We start from the raw sequence: 17,857 nt of genomic DNA, 5'->3' as shown, positions 1-17,857 counted from the left end.
TTAGAGTATATTTCTAGGCAAGTTAAACAAATTTACTTGGCGACTTAAATTCGCCACATAAAAAAAGGCCCCCGCTGGGGGTCTTTTGCGTTTTATGCTCTCGACGCGATTCATCAAAACTTCGTTTTGATAGCTCCTGCGCGGCTCGGCAATGAACGAACAAGTTCGTTCGCTGCACTCGCCTTATGCAGGAGTCGAACTAGTTCTCGTCGCCTAGTAAAATAAAACACCAAAGACCCAATGGGTCTTTGGCGTTTTTATGCTCTCGACGCGACTCGAACGCGTGACCTTCTCCTTCGGAGGGAGACACTCTAATCCAACTGAGCTACGAAAGCGAAAGCCTCTAGAACCGTTGAACGTTCTTCAAGGCGATTCGCAATATAGTAAAAAAGAAAACCGCCCATCTTGATTGGGGCGGCATTCTTTAAAACTTGTTCCAAAAGTTAGCTGTTATCGACCAGCAGCGCTAGAACGGGCACGAGCCTTTTCACGTTCACGACGACGCTTTTCGGTGTCATCCGGGAAGAGTTCCGGCAGGGCATAACCGATGGCGATACCGAAGACAATACCAGTCTTGTTCATACCGTCCTGGTTAACCACCTTGGAATCCCACTGACCATTCTGCCACATGCCAAGCACTTCACGCTTGCCCCAGCTGGGGTTGTCGGTGGATTCATCCCACTGGGCAGGCTTCTTTGCCAGCTTGGGAGCATAGTACATACCGATAGAGAACTGCAGGTAGTACCATTCATTGGTCATATAGGCAATAAGAACGTCAAACTGGTAACCTTCCACAGAAATCAAGGCACGAACGTTATTATCCGGTTTGATGTCATGGTCGAAGTAAACAGTGCCATAAGAAGCAGAAATACCCAGATGGAGAGGATTCTTCGGGAAGAGGTAGTAGTTAATACCGGCCTTCCAACCAGAGCCACCTTCCAATTCAAATTCTTCGAAGTCGGTGTCGGTACCCTTAGGCAGGAAACCGAAAGAACCGAATACGGCCAGATGGAACGGCAGGACGTATTCCGCACCGATACCGAAGCTCATACCCATACCGGTTTCACCCATGAAGGCATAGCGAGAACCCATACCCATCTGCAGAATGAGACGGTTACGGAGCCAGTCACGACGACGTTCGGAGTTTGCGTATTCATCCTGACGCTGTTCTTCTTCGAACTTCTTGCGTTCCAGCTGTTCCTTGCGCTGAGCGACAGTCAGATCGCCGCTGGCAAATTCTTCATCTTCCCCTTCTTCGTCATCGTCGTCCATGGCAGCAGCACGGGCAGCCTTGCCCTTAGATGCCTTCGGCGGAGCAGAGACAAAGCCATCATCGTCTTCGTCATCGTCAGAAGCAACAGACGGAGCGGAGACGTAATCGTCGTCATCATCATCCTGAGCCCAAGATACAGACGCAAAAGCGGACAAACCGAGAGTCAAACAGGTAGTCAACAAAAGTTTTTTTAACATCAAAAGCCTCTGATTATATAATCGCCTTTGGAATATAACTTATTAAATCCGCCAAATGCAAAAGCCTTTATGTAAAAGTTGATTAAAAATGCCGATTTTTATAAAAACAGCGGGTTTGTGCGACCCAAGGTCCCGCTATTCCACTTTTAACAACTTGGCTTTTATGGAGCCGAGGGCAATTTCGCACTCCATAAGGACCGGAATACGACGTTCATCATCGGTCAGCCATATAAAAATGCGGCCCTTCGACACAAAAATGCCGTCTCCATCCAGCACGGGTTCCACTTTTATAGTGTTTACCGTGCCAATTTTGGTCTTTAGGGTTTCGCGTCCATGGACAAGGACCTTCAGTTCGTAGCGTTTCTTGCCGCTCACTGCCGAAAAGCGAGAAGTATCCCCTACCGTCAACGGCAGAGTTCGGACCAGGTAAAAGGCAGACATGATGCTGTGCTCGATACCCTGGATGGCCACGACGGTATCGGCGGAGCGCTTGACCTTGCGAACCTTTCCGTCGGTAAAGACCGTGTCGGAAAGCCATGCCTTTTCGCCCTTGCGGTCGAACCGGATTACGGACTTGTTATGGTAGCTACCCTCGTTCAAGGTCTTGCGGAAAACTTCCGTCATGAGACCCTTGTTACGAACGCGGGTGTAGATGGTGTCAGACACCGGATAGATTTTCTTGAGGGACCCCTCGTCATGAGCCAAGGTGTAGAATTCAGTCTTGCCGTCCTTGGAAGGTTTGACCTCCAGCACGGCCTTGCCTGCAGTAATGATACCCCAGCCCAGACTAAAAGTCAGACGTTCACCCTTCATCCAGGGAGCCTTGACCTCGGGAAGGTTCGGCTCACCGGCAAAGGATGAAGTAGAAAGCAGGCCTAGAAACGCAAATGCAAAAAACAACTTAGACACAAAGCCAAATATGCACTTGATTTTTTCCACGATCCTAACCACTTCCTACCGTCTACTTCCTACTACCTACTAGCCTTCGATGTCGCCCAGACCCTTGCGGTATTCCACAAGCTTTGCCTTGACGGCAGGGTCAGTGAGAGCGACGATGTGGGCGGCCAGGTAGCCGGCGTTCTTGCCGTTACCGATACCAACAGTTGCAACAGGAATGCCACCGGGCATCTGGACGATGGAATGGAGAGCGTCCACACCGTTCAGGGGACCACCAGCGCAGGGCAGACCGATCACCGGAAGGATGGTGTGAGCGGCCAACACGCCCGGAAGAGCTGCGGCGAGACCGGCAACACCGATGATGACCTGGAGGCCACGGCCTTCAGCTTCCTTGGCGTACTTTGCAGTAGCGTTGGGAGTGCGGTGTGCAGAGTAAATGTTGAATTCCCACTTGATGCCGAAGCTGTCCAGCACAGCGGTGATCTTGTCTACAACTTCCTGGTCGCTCTTGCTACCAGCGACGATACCAACCTTAGCGTTTTCTACTAGCATCTTACCAAACCCTTCTTACCAATGTCCTTACGATAGAACTTACCTTCGAATTCAACCTTTTCGCAAGCGGCGTATGCAACGTCCAGAGCTTCGCGAAGAGTTGCACCGTGACCTACGACGCCGAACACGCGACCACCGTTGGTGACCAGCTTGCCGTCGGCCATCTTGGTACCGGCGTGGAGAACCTGTGCGCCGTTCTTTTCGGCTTCTTCGATACCGGTAACCACCTTGCCCTTTTCGTAGGAACCAGGATAGCCAGCGCTTGCGAGAACCACGATTGCAGCGGAACCCTTGGGAGCCTTGGGAGCGCCAAGCTTGGCCAGTTCGCCCTTTTCGGCAGCGTCAAAGAGAGCCAGCACGTCGCCATCGTAAAGCGGCAGAACAATCTGGCATTCCGGGTCACCCAGACGGCAGTTGTATTCCACAACCTTGGGGCCCTTGGAGGTCACCATGATACCCACATAGAGCACGCCAGTGTAAGGCTTGCCTTCGGCAGCCATACCCTTGAGGGTGGGTTCGACAATAGTCTTCTTCACTTCGTCCAGCAGGGCGTCGGTAACGACCGGAGCCGGAGAATATGCACCCATTCCACCAGTGTTCGGGCCCTTGTCGTCGTCGAAGACGCGCTTATGGTCCTGAGCGGAAGAGAGGATCACGTAGTCCTTGCCATCGCAGACCACGAAGATGGAGGCTTCTTCGCCGTCCATGAATTCTTCGATCACGACAGTCTTGCCGGATTCGCCGAACACGGCCTTTTCGCCAAGCATTTCTTCAACAGCGTCGTCAGCTTCCTTGTCGGTCATGCAGACGATGGCGCCCTTACCAGCAGCAAGGCCGGAAGCCTTCACCACGATGGGAGCGGGATGTTCTGCCAGGAACTTCTTTGCGGAAGCCAGGTCAGTGAAAGTTTCGAATGCTGCGGTGGGGACATTGTACTTCTTCATGATGTCCTTGGAGAAAGCCTTGGAGCCTTCAAGAGCTGCAGCGCCTGCAGTGGGGCCGAAAGCGCGAAGACCGCGGGCGCGGAATTCGTCAACCACGCCAGCGACCAGCGGAATTTCCGGTCCAATGATGGCCAGGTCAATGTTGTTGGCAACAGCGAGGTCGGCAATAGCCTTGGGGTCAGCCACATCTACGGGGATGCACTTGCCCAGGTTTGCCATGCCAGGGTTGCCCGGTGCGCAGATGAGAGTGTCGCACATGGGTGACTTCTTAACAGCGAGGGCGATGGCGTGTTCACGACCGCCGCTACCGACTACGAGAATGTTCATAATGACCTCTTAAGGCGTGAGACGAGAGACGAAAGACGAGAGATGTTCCCGAAAACGTCACTAGTCCGTGGAATAATTTACGGAAACAAAAGTAGAAAAAAGCTGTCAGGAAATGTGGAAGGGGACTCGCAAAGGCTACAATGCTTTTACCTGTTCCTCGGTGAGATTCTGGTACTTAATGACCTTTTCCAAAGGAATATTGTCACGAAGCATCTCGCGAGCAGCCTGCAACTTCTCAGACAAAGCCTTTTGGCGTTCTTCCTTGCGGCCAATATCTTCGCCATCGGCTTTACCCTGCAGGTACGAGCCTTCTTTTTCGTATGCGAGATCAGTCATGCCGTCGGCCTCCAGAAGAAAAACATCATTAGTGTACGAGGAAAAAGATACATCATTTGCAAACTCCCTGTCAAGGAGACCTTCAGCTTTTTCCTCCGTGATTTCCTTATCCTCCAGAATTTCACGGAAGAGACGAAGCATGTCGGCTCGGCGGCTCCGTTCACGCTGTTCCAGCGGAGTACGGTCCTCAATAGCAAAGAACTTTTCCAATTCCACCAGGTTGATATCCAGTTTATTATAGTAAAACTTTCTATTGCGAACCAATTCCAAAGTGTGGTAGTAATGGTCTCGGTCCAGGACGAACTGATCCTCGGTTAGGATACTCAGAATGTAGATGCGCGGCAGGTCGTAGGACTTGGATTTCTTCACGGTTCTACTGATTACACGGGATGTGTAGTAGATGAGACGATCAACAAACAACTGGTTATAGTTTTGCTGAACTTCAATGAGTACAGGTTCCCCCGCCTGGGTAGTACCATAGATGTCAAAGATTGCAGTCTTCTCGTTCAGTACGCCAGGGTTTTCTTGCACGCCTAGGGAAAACTTCGAAATGGCCTTGTCACCCTCCAAGCCAAGCATTGCGTTGAGGAACATTACGGTTCGCAGCGGTTTGGCTTCGTTCGCCAATAAAATCTTGATCATTCCATCACTGAACGGATAGACATTCTTGAAGATCTTGCGATAATGGGCCAGACGGTCGGGATTCTTTTTGATATCCTTCGCCATGGCGATAAATTCCTTGCGATTCATTTTCACTCCATAAAAAAAGACCGCCGCTGCTTCCGGGCGCAAGCCCTAGGCAGTAAAGCGATCTAACAAACTATGTTACGTGATGGAATTTAGAAAGAGGCTACGAGAAAAACAAGGGACCAGGTTTCCACTGACGCATTTTGCAAACAACTGTTTGCACGAGAGCCTTGGCGATCAAGTTTACTTGAATCGACATGGCCGAGGCTTAGGTTGTTCTAGAAACAACTGTTGACACGAGTGTCGTGACCATGGCAAGTTTACTTGCCATTGGGCACCTGTCCTCGCTTGACGGGGATGACCGAGGTCAAGGTTGTTCTATAAACAACTGTTGACACGAAAACGTGGCCCTTGACTTACTGCACCAGATGGATGTATATTTGCGCAATTAAATTGCGCATTAATCTGCGCCTCGGTCATATCCAAGCAATCTTGGCTGCGACTGTCGGCGACGCCATTTTTGAAGACGGAGAAAAGCGCCAGGCCGAAGAAACCGCCCGCAGGATGCTTGCCGAAAATGAGCCCATGGAAAAGATTATCGCCTACACAAGTCTTTCCAGGGAGCAGATCGAAGCGCTCAAGAAATAATTTGTACGGGTTTAAAGGGAAAGGCTTCTGTCTGTGGACAGAAGCCTTTTTGATTTACGTTTTTTCTTTGTTTAAAATTCAGCGTTATCGGCGACATCGTAGAAGAAGTTTCCACTAAATCCACCAACAGTGTTCATCAAGGTTCTCAACCATCCACATCTGTTCGTCACATATATCTTTCTGAGTTTCTACCAGAGGTTATTCCTCAGAATCCTCCTCAGATGATTCATCCCCATTGCCAGGATTTGAGTCTTTGAGACAACGAATCGAGAATGCGCGAAGCCTAGCATTGTAGGACACATTTCCTGTTTCGCCGTTTCCCAATCCCATAGTGTAGGCGTAGTGGGTAAATGTTCCGCTAGCGGACCAGAAAATGGCACTATCGGCGACATCATAGAAAATGTCTCCACTAAATCCATCGCCAGCAGGAAGCGCGGAGAAGCCATATACATCAGTACCATCGCCACGGTTACTCCAATCACTAGTAGATTTCAGTTTAGACCCAGCAACACTAGACCCACCAACAGCGTCCATTAAGGTTTCAAGTTCCTCCCTTGTTGGCACATGATAACCTTTCGGGCAAATACCTTGATGTGGATATTCCACCGTTATCTCACATGTTTTATTGCAGAATGCAGGCAAATCCATCGCGGTGGCCCAGTCATAGAGACGGCCATACCTCTCACAGTTTTCAGGTTTGTTTTCATAGCACCAAGAGCCCTCATCGGTTTTAACATTAAGGTTCTCAGCCATCCACACCTGGTCACCAATCTTTACAGTCTTGTAGGTCTTGCCATCGCGTGAATCCTTCACGCTCCCTTGATTTTGTTTGTTGGCCGCCCCGGCTTCGCTAGGGCGGACGAGTGACGCATCGCGTTCCTCGTTGGAGTTCTGGAGACAACGCACTGAGTGGCCGTAGTACTTATTGCCGTTGAACATGTAGGCACCCCCGTAGTTGTAGTACAAGCGCATGTAGTAGGCGCTGTCGCTATCGCTATCGTACTGAGAGGCAGACCAGAAGAAGGCGTAGTAGCCGGCATCGTAGAAATAGCCATTGCTGTAACTGCTGCCTGCAGGGAGCGCGGAGAAGCCGTAGTTGTCAAAACCGTTACCATCGTCATTCCACCCGTGGCGGGACTTCAGGGCCCTGCCAGCAGTTTCTTTGCCGCCGACATTTTTCAACAGAATTTCCCATTCTTCCTTTGTCGGCAAATGCCAACCTGCTGGGCAAGCGTTCTGAGCACCACCCCAGGTGTACAAGCGACCATATTCTTTACAATTAGCGTCCTTGTTACCGTAGCACACGCTCTCTTTGGTCTTATAATTCAAGTTCTCAGCCATCCAGGTCTGATTGCCAATTTTTACAGTCTTGTAGGTCTTGCCATCGCGGGAATCCTTCACGCTCCCTTGATTTTGTTTGTTGGCCGCCCCGGCTTCGCTAGGGCGGACGAGTGACGCTTCGCGTTCCTCGTTGGAGTTCTGGAGACAACGCACTGAGTAACCGTAGTTCTTACTGCTGTAGTCCATGCGGGCAAACTCGTCGACGTAGTACAAGCCCATGCGGTAGGCGTCGTCGCCAATGCCCTCGTACTGAGAGGCAGACCAGAAGTAGGCGTTGCGGCCGGCATAGTAGAAATAGCCATAGCTGAGTCTGCCGCCTGCAGGGAGCGCGGAGAAGCCGTAGTTGTCAAAACCGTTACCATCGTCATTCCACCCGTGGCGGGACTTCAGGGCCCTGCCAGCAGTTTCTTTGCCGCCGACATTTTTCAACAGAATTTCCCATTCTTCCTTTGTCGGCAAATGCCAACCTGCTGGGCAAGCGTTCTGAGCACCACCCCAGGTGTACAAGCGACCATATTCTTTACAATTAGCGTCCTTGTTACCGTAGCACACGCTCTCTTTGGTCTTATAATTCAAGTTCTCAGCCATCCAGGTCTGATTGCCAATTTTTACAGTCTTGTAGGTCTTGCCATCGCGGGAATCCTTCACGCTCCCTTGATTTTGTTTGTTGGCCGCCCCGGCTTCGCTAGGGCGGACGAGTGACGCATCGCGTTCCTCGTTGGAGTTCTGGAGACAACGCACTGAGAAACCGTAGTACTTATTGACGTAGTTCATGCGGGCATCCTCGAGGTTGTAGTACAAGTACATGCGGTAGGCGTAGAAGCTATTGGACTCGATCTGAGAGGCAGACCAGAAGTAGGCGTAGTAGCCGGCATCGCTGAAATAGTCATTGAGGTTATTTCTGAAGCCTGCAGGGAGCGCGGAGAAGCCGTAGTTGTCAAAACCGTTACCATCGTCATTCCACCCGTGGCGGGACTTCAGGGCCCTGCCAGCAGTTTCTTTGCCGCCGACATTTTTCAACAGAATTTCCCATTCTTCCTTTGTCGGCAAATGCCAACCTGCTGGGCAAGCGTTCTGAGCACCACCCCAGGTGTACAAGCGACCATATTCTTTACAATTAGCGTCCTTGTTACCGTAGCACACGCTCTCTTTGGTCTTATAATTCAAGTTCTCCGCCATCCAGGTCTGATTGCCAATTTTTACAGTTTTGTAGGTTTTGCCATCACGTGAATCCTTCACGCTCCCTTGATTTTGTTTGTTGGCCGCCCCGGCTTCGCTAGGGCGGACGAGTGACGCATCGCGTTCCTCGTTGGAGTTCTGGAGACAACGCACTGAGTAACCGTAGCCCTTATCGTCGTAGATCATGGAGGCACCCTCGAAGCTGTAGTTCAAGTTCACGTGGTAGGCGTAGCGGCTACCGCTCCCGAACTGAGAGGCAGACCAGAAGTAGGCGAAGTAGCCGGCAGATTCGAAACTGCCAATGCGGTAACTGTGGCCTGCAGGGAGCGCGGAGAAGCCGTAGTTGTCAAAACCGTTACCATCGTCATTCCACCCGTGGCGGGACTTCAGGGCCCTGCCAGCAGTTTCTTTGCCGCCGACATTTTTCAACAGAATTTCCCATTCTTCCTTTGTCGGCAAATGCCAACCTGCTGGGCAAGCGTTCTGAGCACCACCCCAGGTGTACAAGCGACCATATTCTTTACAATTAGCGTCCTTGTTACCGTAGCACACGCTCTCTTTGGTCTTATAATTCAAGTTCTCCGCCATCCAAACCTGATTGCCAATTTTTACAGTTTTGTAGGTTTTGCCATCGCGGTTGTCTTTCAAAGTACCAGCCATTGAGCAAGCTATCAACATGCCCACCATTATTAAAATTTTCTTCATTTTTTGACCATTTCGTTAATGTCCTAGAAAGCTTCCATCCTTGATTACCAATGCCTCGGTTTTTATTTCGGTGGCACCTTTTATCGTTTTTATTTCCGCGATTTTCTTTCTCGATAGTTCTTAATGCGTCGCATAGGAATTGCTTAAAAATTCAGTTCTTCCCTTTGGCTGCGCCTTAGGGAAGAACTTTGCTGAGTTTCAACCTTGCTTCAGTCCAAGATACAGCGAACAAAAAAACCGTCGTACTTGTAACTGGTGTAGTGTGTATCCTTGTAGTCGTTGTCCAAGTACATGGATACGGCTTCGTAATCATCGCTATGAGGCTGACTAGCAGACCAGAAGATGGCGACTTCACCGACACCACGAAAATCATAATCAAAATCGAAGCCCTTCCACCTAGCCACCCCCCCCCCATCCTGAGCTAGATTTCAGTTTCGTTCCAGCGACAATTTCTTGTAATGACTTATCAGCCCTGAATAAATCTTCCCACTCACTCTCTGTAGGTATATGAAAACCACTTGGACAAATACCTTGATGGGGATACTCTACGAGGTCTTGACAACGCACCTCATTACAAGAGCTAGAGAAATTCATCGCTGCGGCCCAAGTATAAAGACGACCATACTTTTCGCAATTTTCAGGTTTATTGTCATAGCACCAAGAACCTACAGTTTTTACATTAAGGTTCTTTGACATCCATACTTGTTCACCTATAGTTACTATTTCGTATTTCTTAGCGGTTTCTTCATATCTCTTAACAGCTTCCTCATCTTTTTTTTCTATTTCCTTAACACGCTGCCTGTAATCAGCTACACCATCTAAGCAGTGTTCCAAAGTTTGATACGTTCCTTGCCACCTAAGCCAGCGCCAGCCATCACTACTCCAGCGATCACGTACACGAGTACTGTCTTTGATGACGTAGGAGTCCGTACATTTAACGGCATAATATTCGCCATAATATACAACATCGGAGCCGTCATTAAGCACATACCTACAACCGATATAACCACCATATAAACCCGGAATTACGTCACTATGGTGAACCTTCATGCACAGGTCTTCGTCGCAGCCCATAAGCATAACCGCCAACAACGACAATAGGAACATGGCTATTTTCTTCATATTATCTCTCCTTCTTATAGATGCGATTTTCCAGGTTTTGATACGGGGTTTTGTGGCCTTGTTTTTCAACTTCAGCTTTTACATTCGATAAATACTCCTGAATTTCTTTGTTTGCGCAAATACGGTTAAGCCAATAGATGAGCACATTGTTGTTCTTTTCCTTAATGATTCCCTGATTAAGCATCCAGCACACATGTTCCATCTTGGCAAGCAATTTGTCTACTAACTTTTCGCGACCGGTGCCAAATTCAACTTTTTTAAATTCAGTTTCCCTGTCAATTTCGTACAGCAGATTCATTAAGTGGTCGGAATACAAATCCTTTATGATGTCATAGTTCGCCATTGAACTATTCACCTTCACGGACTTGTTCCACTGGTAGAAAGCGAAAATCGCTGACACGACTGCTGTCGTTGCGAGAACTATATCGCAAATAGCGGAAATGCAATTGCAATCCATTTTTTACTCCTTATGGAATACAGCGAAACACGCCTCCTCTGTTAGAGAGAAGGCCGTTGCACTTATTTTTGTTGTTTTGAAAAAGGAAATTACGGCATCAATGCCAAAGCCTGAAAGTGCGTACCCCCCCCCGCAAGTTTCATGCCAATAGCACGCATTAATGGCAATACGTGGAGGCGAGTGAAAATACTTGTTTTGGAGGGGCTAGTTAGCATAGCGAAAATATAAACTAACGAGGGACGTAGGTCAACCGAACTATGGATAAGGATGCTAAATCCTTCGCTTCGCTCAGGATGACACCGGGGCCTTGCCCATGATGACACAAAAGGGTGACTCAGGATGACACGAAAGAGAAAAGCCTCAGAATGACGAGAGAGAGAAAGACCTCATGACACGCGTGAGATGGCGCGCTGGATGATGCGTGCGCGATGTACTTATTTTAAGAACAGGCTCAGCTTTCCGAAATCAAGGATTGTGATGAACACGAAGAAGCTGATGAAGAATGCGGCAGCTACGTTCTGAATAATAGTCTGAGTCTTTGTGGAAAGGGGCTTTCCGCGGAGCTTTTCGATGCCCAGGAACATAAGCAGGCCGCCATCGGTAATGGCCAGCGGAAGCAAGTTCATCACGCCAAGGTTAATGCTGATGAGTGCCAGGAGCATAAGGAATTCCTGGAAGCCGCTCATCCATACGTTACCCATGACCGCCACGATGGAAACGGGGCCGGAGAATGCGTCCATCTTGACTTGACCCTTGAAGAGGCGGCCAAAATAACGGAAGATGCTGGTGGTCATTTTCCAGCTGGTAGCGCAAGTCTTTTCAAGAGCCTCGATGGGACCGCGACGAACAAACTTTGTTTCGCGGAAGAGGACATAGCCCATCTGCACACCCACCATATAGCGTTTGTATTCTTCGTTATAGACCGGAGTCATGGGGAGAGTAAGAGTGTCGCCATTGCGTGTAACGGTTACGCGGACTTCTTCGCCCTTGGAACCATCAATCTGACGGACCACATCTTCGTAGCGGCCAATATGCTTGCCGTTAATTTCAAGAACGGTATCGTTCTGAAGAATTCCAGCCTTTTCTGCAGCGGAACCTGCCACCGGCGGCAAACGGACAATCACGCGATTCTGAGGGTAAATGCCAATATCGCCGATACCCATCTTGGTTTCGGAATCGGTGGAGTCCTGTGCGGGAATTACCAGTTCTTCGGGCACCACAACAATGGTCTGCACAGAACCTTCGCGATGGACTTCCAATTCCACATTGGCGCCAAGGCTTACGCCGATCTGTTCGCGGAAATCATCCCAACCCTGAGTGGGCTTACCGTTAATGGCGGTGATGGTGTCGCCGGGAATAATGCCTGAAACTTCGGCGGGAGAATTCTTACCTACAAAGCCAATAATCAATTCCTTGTTAGCGGGTTCCTGAACGCCCACCATGTAAAGAATCATCAAAAGGACAAATGCAAACACAATGTTGATGAAAGGTCCGGCAAAGGCGATGGCTGCGCGGGCGCCAACGGACTTAGCCATAAAATCACGTTCATCCAGAGCTTCGCCTTCCTGGATCTTGTCGGGATTTTCACCGGCCATGGCCACATAGCCACCAAAGGGAATGGCGGAAATACAGTATTCGGTTTCGCCAACCTTGTACTTCAGAAGTTTCTTGCCAAAGCCAACACTAAAGGTGTTCACCTTGACGTTATTCCACTTTGCCACCAGGAAATGACCCAGCTCATGGATAGTCACCAAAAAACTCAGGCCAATCAGGCCCAAAACAAACATCAAAACATTATCAAGGACATTTTCCATCGTTTTTCAATATAGCAAAAGGCGAGAGCAACGACGAGTTACACTATGGGCTTTATAGCAGAAAGGCGAGCCGCAAGGCTCGCCCATCCGCAGTTTTTTATTTACCGGCCAAGGGCCGGTTTTCAAAAGGTTAGAACTACTTTATCTGCATACCCTTCAAATCAAAACGTTTTCCATTGCGTTCAATGAAGACCTGCTGATCCACAAATCGCATACGGAGAGCGCCTTCTGAAGAGGAGTGCTTTGTCACAGAGGGTTTAATTGATGTAGCTTCGCCCTTGGCCACACCACCCACAGCAAAGCTAGGAGCATGGCCAGCATTAAGGGCTTCGATTGCACCAGCCAAATAAGCCAGCGGAGCATTCCAGTTAATGGCCACTTCGTTAGAAGCGTAGCTGCAGTTGTGGTCGATATAGGAAGTTGCAGGAACGCCAGTGCGGTAGTCCTTACATTCCCAACTTTCAGAACCGATGTCTTCACCGCCGGGCTGAGGACCACCCACCAACATACCGGGCACAGGGTCAGTCACCTTGTCAGCGGTACTGGGACGATGATGAGGCTTCTTCGGGGACTTGGTTCCAAAACCTGTCATAAAGGACATGTCCAGAGGATTCTTGCCCAACAGATAATCCAGGACCTTGCGGGCAGCCTTGTAGTACTTATCTTCACCAGTCAGGTAATAGGCATGCAACAGCCAGATGCCCTGATTAGCGGCCACTGCGTTGGATCCCCAGACAAAATCATCTTTAGCCATAACAACACCAAAGCCTGTTTCGGAACGTTTCACAAATTCATCGGCGGTCTTGATCAAAATGTTCTTGCTACCATCATCGGTACCGTATGTGGCAGCACCATAGGCGGCAAGACCAGAGACATCGCCCCAGTTGGGAACATTGGCTTTAGAAACATTCTGCTTGTAGGAAGCATCCCCTGTGGCAATGAACAGTTCGGTACCTGCGAACAGCTTTTCATCGTCGAGCCACTGGTCACCATATTCCCCAGTAGAAACGCCCTGGGGATTGGAATAGGTTACATTGGGATTCTGGGCACCCCATGCGTAAGCCTTCTTGGCGGCTTCAAGACACTGGGCAGCAAAAGTTGCATCGTAGGCCTTGTAGACTCGGGAAGCGGTTGCCATGACGCCTGCAAAATCAAAGGTGGCTGCACTACCCTTACCGATAACATAAAGAGTAAGTTTGTCTGCAGCGGGCATGTCATCGCCAGGGAAACCAAGGGAGGTCAACTTATGGAATACGCCACCATCGGTATCCTGCATGGTGAGCATCCAATCCAGATTGTACTTGATTTCTGCCAACAGATCAGGCAGAGTACCTTCGGCAGGAATGTTCCACTTGAGGGTCCTGAAGTAATCCGGATAGTGTTCAAACAGAGAAAGGAGTGTATAAGTAGTGATGCCGGAGTTCACGATATAACGACCATAGTCGCCAGCATCGTACCAGCCCTTACCGGAAGAAATGGAGCCCGAACCTGCGGAATTGTGAAGCTGGTAAGTGCCTGCGTTATGGCCAGCGGCACGAGCCCACTGACCAGCATAGGCCTGTTCCAACGCCATGGAGGCACGCTGATAGTAGAACCACTTCAAGGCGGCCTTAGTTACATCTTCAAATGTATTGTCGGCAATCTTAAGATCATTGCGGAGAACCTGGCCGCCCACTCGGATAGAGTAAACACCAGGAGTCTTCAAATCGGAGAAATCCACCAGAGACACATTCTGGTTGCTGGGAACCCACAGGGCGGAGGCAGACGGGGTGGCTGTCATGACGATACTGCCCGCAGCATCCACGATTTCGACAGGGCCGCTAACATCCTGAACGGTGAATTCCTTGGCATCATTTGAACGATAACCAATCTGGTTGATGTAGGCATTGGCACCAAAAGCTGTAGAAGCCAGAGTCAATGCAGAAATGGCCAACGGCGCAAACTGTTTGAGACCGAATTTTGAAAACATACACATCTCCTTACACTTATTCAAAATCAATATAGGAGATTTTTTAGAACAAAGCTAAAAAACATCATTAATTCTGTTTACAAGTGTAACAGCTGTTTCCAAAATGTGCTCCACATCAAAAAAGGGCCCGCAAAGCGAACCCTTATTCAACAATCTGCCAGAATTTACTTAATCAAGTCAAGAGTCAGGCGGCGAGCTTCTGCGTCGGCTTCCAGAACCTGTTCCAGAGTCAGATGACCGGTAAGGTTGGGAGCGCCGTTGATGATAGTTTCCACATGGCGAGGAATATCGGTGAACTTCAGCTTGCCATCCAGGAAGCGATCCACCAGAACTTCGTTGGCGGCGTTCATCATGGCGGGAACGACACCGCCGCGGCGGCCAGCTTCGAAGGCGAGGGCCAGGCAGCGGAACTTGTTGAAGTCCGGCTCGAAGAAGGTCAGCTGACCCAAGGTCGGCAGGTCGAGGCGCTTGGTTTCCAGGGGCAGGCGTTCCGGCCAAGTGAGGGCCACCTGAATAGGAATGCGCATGTCGGGAGCACCCAGCTGAGCCATCAGGGAACCGTCGCGGAACTGCACCAGGGAATGCACCATAGACTGGGGGTGAACCACAACCTTGATCTGTTCATAAGGAATGTGGAATAGGAAGTGGGCTTCCAGAACTTCCAGACCCTTGTTCATCATGGAAGCGGAGTCGATGGTGATCTTGCGGCCCATGCTCCACACCGGATGATTCAAAGCATCGGCAACAGTGATGTTTTCAAAACGTTCGATATCCCAGGTGCGGAAGGGGCCACCGGAAGCGGTGATTTCCAGGCATTCCACTTCCTTGTTGGGGCGGTCGGCCAGGCACTGGAAAATAGCGCTGTGTTCAGAGTCGATGGGAGTGATGAACGCCTTGGGATTTTCAGCCAGCTTGTCCCAGATAACGGGGCCAGCCATGACCATGGTTTCCTTGTTGGCCAGAGCCACATGCTTACCGTGTTCGATGGCGGTAATGGTGGGCAAGCAGCCTACGGCACCCATCAGGGCGTTAATGATGATGTCGGCCTTGGGGTCGGCAGCCAGTTCGCAGAGGCCTTCCATACCGGAGAGCACCGGCATATTGAGCATGGCACTCAGTTCCTTGGCGGCTTCGGGCTTGAACATGCAAACACGTTCCACCTTGAACTTGCGAACAATTTCAGCAACTTTTTCAACGCTGGAATTTGCAGCCACGGCATAGACCTTGAACAGGTCGGAATGCTGAAGGCAAACATCTACAGTAGAAGTTCCGATAGAACCGGTAGCACCGAGAAGAACGACATTTTTCATAATGATAGTGATTAGTGGTTAGTGGTTAGTGATTAGTGGTTGGTGGTTAGTGGTTAGTGATCCCTGTTTACTAGCCACTGTTTACTAACCACTTCTTAATATCCCTTGGGATTATTCTTCTGGAAGTTCCAGGAATCGCGGCACATATCCTCGATACCGTACTTCGCTTCCCAACCCAGTTCAGCCTTGGCCTTTGCAGGGTTGCAGTAACAGGTAGCGATGTCGCCGGCACGGCGAGGCTTGATACTATACGGGACCTTCAATCCGTTTGCTTTTTCGAATGCGTGAACCACATCCAATACAGAATAGCCATGACCTGTACCCAGGTTGTAGATGGCAAGGCCACACTTACGTTCAATGGCCTGCAAGGCGCACACATGGCCCGCAGCCAAATCGCAAACGTGAATATAGTCGCGGACACCAGTTCCGTCGGGGGTATCGTAATCGTTGCCGAACACGCCCAGTTCCTGACGTAAGCCCACGGCGGTCTGCGTAATATAAGGCATCAAATTGTTGGGGATTCCGTTGGGGTTCTCGCCAATGAGACCGCTCTGGTGAGCGCCAATGGGATTGAAATAACGGAGGAGCACTACGTTCCACTCAGGGTCGGCCTTCTGCAAATCCATCAGTACTTCTTCAAGCATGGACTTGGTCTTGCCATAGGGATTGGTGCACTGACCCTTGGGGCATTCTTCAGTAATGGGGATGATGGCCGGATCGCCATACACCGTTGCAGAAGAAGAGAAAATAAAGTTCTTGCAGTTATGCTTGCGCATGACGTCCAACAGAACGAAGGTGGCGTTCATGTTGTTCTCGTAATACTCCAGAGGCTTGGCAACAGATTCGCCCACCGCCTTGAGACCCGCAAAATGAATGCAGGCATCAAAGGAATACTTTTCAAAAACTTCGTTCATGGCGGCTGCATCACGGACGTCAGCCTTTACAAAGGGAACCGGCTTTCCAATAATCTGAGCCACCCGGCGAAGGGATTCCTCGCTGGAGTTCACCAGATTATCGACCACAACCACGGAGTGGCCAGCCTTATCAAGTTCAATGATGGTGTGGCTGCCAATATAACCTGCGCCACCTGTAAGAAGAATATTCATCTAAGACCTTATGTTTTTCCACAAATAATGTAGATAATTCACACCACCGAGAGTAAACCGCCCATGTCTAAAGACTAGAAATACAAGGAGGCCACAAGCCCTTTCTGGTCATCATAAAATAGGGGCGCAACGGTAACCCGCATCCCTTTTTCGGGTGCGCCGTTTTTTTCACGATAGAACGCATTTCCGATGTACCACCCGATAGAGGCCCCCATCAGAACACCGGCCACCGCATCGGAAAACCAGTGCGCCTCCCCCTTGGCACCAAGGACCATGCTGGTCGCCACATAGCCCGCAAAGAGGCCACAGCCCGCAACCACGAAGGGATTGTCACGATGATAGCTGGCGATGCTCATGGCAAGGGCTGCGTTGGTCATGGAGTGCCCCGAAGGCCAGCCATAAAAAACACCTCGCTTAAAAAAGCCCCACTTAAAATCCCGGGAAAGGCTTCCGCTATTGCTATCCGCCACCGGGTGGGCACGCCCCGAAATTGCCTTCAGGATATTGTTGTACAAAAACGCCACCGCCGTAGCCTGGGCCGCCACCGCACCGGTATTGTTCAAGGTTTTATTGCCGCTAAAGAAGTACATATAGCCAGGAACAAGAAACGGGAAAAACGTTCCCGCCATCATTCCCGGCATAAAGGCGATACCGAAGGCCAGCTCATTCTGACGAGCCGCAAATCGAGCCACCTTCAAATCCACATCATTGGTAGAAAGCAGGTAGGTTGCGCCACCGCCAACTAGGTGAAAAGCGAGAGGCCAGCCAAAGGCACTCCACAGCATGTTTTGACCCAGGTGATCGAAAGGCGACAAAGTAACGGAGGCTGAATTACTTTTATGGTCCGTTGACTGACGAACCACCGTTGTATCCGAAACCGGTTCCTGCCCGTGAGCAAGAACAGTAAAAAGAAAAATCAAAATTATGGAAAGAATTCGGAGGCATCATCAACATGTGTGGAAGCATTTAGGCAGCCTTGCTAGATGATTCTCT

General features: G+C 49.9%; 15 protein-coding genes and 1 tRNA gene. 1 reads left to right on the top strand and 15 read right to left on the bottom strand.

What is annotated here, in order from left to right; all coding sequences use genetic code 11:
* Positions 1-260 precede the first annotated feature (260 nt).
* The 6 genes from B7992_RS15125 to B7992_RS15100 all read right to left on the bottom strand — a co-directional run bounded on the left by B7992_RS15125 (position 261) and on the right by B7992_RS15100 (position 5,276).
* A tRNA-Arg gene (locus tag B7992_RS15125) sits at positions 261-335 on the bottom strand.
* A gap of 115 nt (positions 336-450) precedes the next feature.
* Positions 451-1,470 carry a hypothetical protein gene (locus B7992_RS15120; protein WP_073234337.1) on the bottom strand — a complete coding sequence of 340 codons (1,020 nt, stop codon included), beginning with the start codon at positions 1,468-1,470 and terminating at the stop codon, positions 451-453.
* 135 nt (positions 1,471-1,605) lie between these two features.
* A complete protein-coding gene (locus B7992_RS15115) occupies positions 1,606-2,379 on the bottom strand; it encodes a DUF3108 domain-containing protein (RefSeq protein WP_249269425.1) in 774 nt (257 codons plus the stop codon).
* Between the two features lie 69 nt (positions 2,380-2,448).
* Complete coding sequence (gene purE, locus B7992_RS15110) at positions 2,449-2,919, bottom strand: 5-(carboxyamino)imidazole ribonucleotide mutase (protein WP_073158501.1); 471 nt, start codon at positions 2,917-2,919, stop codon at positions 2,449-2,451.
* On the bottom strand, positions 2,913-4,190 hold the full coding sequence (gene purD / locus B7992_RS15105) for a phosphoribosylamine--glycine ligase (RefSeq protein WP_088666702.1): 1,278 nt from the start codon (positions 4,188-4,190) through the stop codon (positions 2,913-2,915). Before purD ends, purE begins: the two co-directional genes overlap by 7 nt.
* 135 nt (positions 4,191-4,325) lie before the next feature.
* On the bottom strand, positions 4,326-5,276 hold the full coding sequence (locus tag B7992_RS15100; RefSeq protein ID WP_088666701.1) for a PD-(D/E)XK nuclease family transposase: 951 nt from the start codon (positions 5,274-5,276) through the stop codon (positions 4,326-4,328).
* Positions 5,277-5,705: 429 nt separating this feature from the next.
* Between B7992_RS15100 and B7992_RS15095 the strand changes: the two genes are divergently transcribed.
* The gene (locus B7992_RS15095; protein ID WP_176421970.1) at positions 5,706-5,861 is read left to right on the top strand and encodes a hypothetical protein; all 156 of its coding nucleotides are present in this window, start codon (positions 5,706-5,708) and stop codon (positions 5,859-5,861) included.
* Between the two features lie 198 nt (positions 5,862-6,059).
* Here B7992_RS15095 and B7992_RS15090 read toward each other — a convergent pair whose 3' ends face one another.
* From B7992_RS15090 to B7992_RS15050, 9 genes are all read right to left on the bottom strand, one after another.
* Complete coding sequence (locus B7992_RS15090; RefSeq protein ID WP_088666699.1) at positions 6,060-9,086, bottom strand: fibrobacter succinogenes major paralogous domain-containing protein; 3,027 nt, start codon at positions 9,084-9,086, stop codon at positions 6,060-6,062.
* A gap of 209 nt (positions 9,087-9,295) precedes the next feature.
* Positions 9,296-9,490 carry a hypothetical protein gene (locus tag B7992_RS15085; RefSeq protein ID WP_088666698.1) on the bottom strand — a complete coding sequence of 65 codons (195 nt, stop codon included), beginning with the start codon at positions 9,488-9,490 and terminating at the stop codon, positions 9,296-9,298.
* Positions 9,483-10,208 (bottom strand): FISUMP domain-containing protein, encoded by a 726-nt coding sequence (locus tag B7992_RS15080; RefSeq protein WP_088666697.1) that lies wholly within the window; start codon positions 10,206-10,208, stop codon positions 9,483-9,485. Before B7992_RS15080 ends, B7992_RS15085 begins: the two co-directional genes overlap by 8 nt.
* A 1-nt stretch (position 10,209) precedes the next feature.
* Complete coding sequence (locus tag B7992_RS15075) at positions 10,210-10,665, bottom strand: hypothetical protein (RefSeq protein ID WP_088666696.1); 456 nt, start codon at positions 10,663-10,665, stop codon at positions 10,210-10,212.
* Positions 10,666-11,099: 434 nt separating this feature from the next.
* Positions 11,100-12,479 carry an RIP metalloprotease RseP gene (rseP, locus tag B7992_RS15070; protein ID WP_073234330.1) on the bottom strand — a complete coding sequence of 460 codons (1,380 nt, stop codon included), beginning with the start codon at positions 12,477-12,479 and terminating at the stop codon, positions 11,100-11,102.
* Positions 12,480-12,615: 136 nt separating this feature from the next.
* Positions 12,616-14,448 (bottom strand): glycoside hydrolase family 9 protein, encoded by a 1,833-nt coding sequence (locus B7992_RS15065; RefSeq protein WP_088666695.1) that lies wholly within the window; start codon positions 14,446-14,448, stop codon positions 12,616-12,618.
* A gap of 164 nt (positions 14,449-14,612) precedes the next feature.
* Positions 14,613-15,758, bottom strand: a complete 1,146-nt coding sequence (locus B7992_RS15060; protein ID WP_073161099.1) for a 1-deoxy-D-xylulose-5-phosphate reductoisomerase — start codon at positions 15,756-15,758, stop codon at positions 14,613-14,615.
* A 95-nt stretch (positions 15,759-15,853) separates the two neighbouring features.
* Positions 15,854-16,864 (bottom strand): UDP-glucose 4-epimerase GalE, encoded by a 1,011-nt coding sequence (gene galE / locus B7992_RS15055; protein ID WP_073161100.1) that lies wholly within the window; start codon positions 16,862-16,864, stop codon positions 15,854-15,856.
* 74 nt (positions 16,865-16,938) lie between these two features.
* The gene (locus B7992_RS15050; protein WP_141100496.1) at positions 16,939-17,784 is read right to left on the bottom strand and encodes a phosphatase PAP2 family protein; all 846 of its coding nucleotides are present in this window, start codon (positions 17,782-17,784) and stop codon (positions 16,939-16,941) included.
* Positions 17,785-17,857 lie beyond the last annotated feature (73 nt).

This window comes from Fibrobacter sp. UWH1, from assembly GCF_002210365.1.
GTDB lineage: Bacteria > Fibrobacterota > Fibrobacteria > Fibrobacterales > Fibrobacteraceae > Fibrobacter.
The sequence above is the reverse complement of the archived record's forward strand: the minus strand, read 5'-3'. Positions and strand labels throughout refer to the sequence as shown.